The following is a 632-nucleotide window of genomic DNA, read 5'->3' as shown; positions in this document are numbered from 1 at the left end:
GTGCCGTCGGTCGCCAGCGACCGACGGCCCCGACACGGTCGACAAGGATCCCCGTCATGCCGATTCGACACTCGAGGCCGGCGATCGCCGCCGGCCTGCTCTTGCTACTGGGGGGCTGCGCCCTGCCGGCTTCCCAGGATCCGCGCCTCGACACGCTGCTGACCACGTCGCGCTTCGATGACCGCATCGCCGAACTCGAGAACACCCTGGCCGCGCAGTGTGCGGTCGACGCCGCCCGGACATCGCCCTGCAGGACGGCCAGACGCTGTCCCGTGTCGTCGCGACGGGCGGCGACCTTGCAGCTCAAGGCACTGCGCGGCGATCTCCAGCAACGCGATAGCGAGCCCGCCATCAAGGTCCCCGACTGCCCGACCAGCGTGGATCCGTCCCTCGAGAACATGGAAGTCGTGGGGCGCAGTGAATGGGTCGGCTTCCCGACCCTCGGCACCTACCTCAAGGCGCGCCTGGACACCGGGGCCAATACCGGCTCGCTGTCGGCCCGCGACATCACCGAGTTCGAGCGCGACGGCGAGGACTGGGTGCGCTTCAAGCTGGCGCTCGACGACGCCGTCGTCGTCGACAGCGTCCGCGATCGATGGATCGAGGCGGAGATCACGCGCCGGGTGCGGATC

The 632-nt window shown here is 69.8% G+C and carries 1 protein-coding gene; it reads left to right on the top strand.

Annotated elements, in window-relative coordinates; translation table 11 throughout:
• Positions 1–56 precede the first annotated feature (56 nt).
• The coding region (locus tag D0901_RS20815) for a putative ATP-dependent zinc protease (RefSeq protein ID WP_129142190.1) at positions 57–632 on the top strand (576 nt) is incomplete at its 3' end.

It is taken from the genome of Modicisalibacter coralii (genome assembly GCF_004117855.1).
In the GTDB taxonomy this organism is placed as follows: domain Bacteria; phylum Pseudomonadota; class Gammaproteobacteria; order Pseudomonadales; family Halomonadaceae; genus Modicisalibacter; species Modicisalibacter coralii.
The sequence above is the reverse complement of the archived record's forward strand: the minus strand, read 5'-3'. Positions and strand labels throughout refer to the sequence as shown.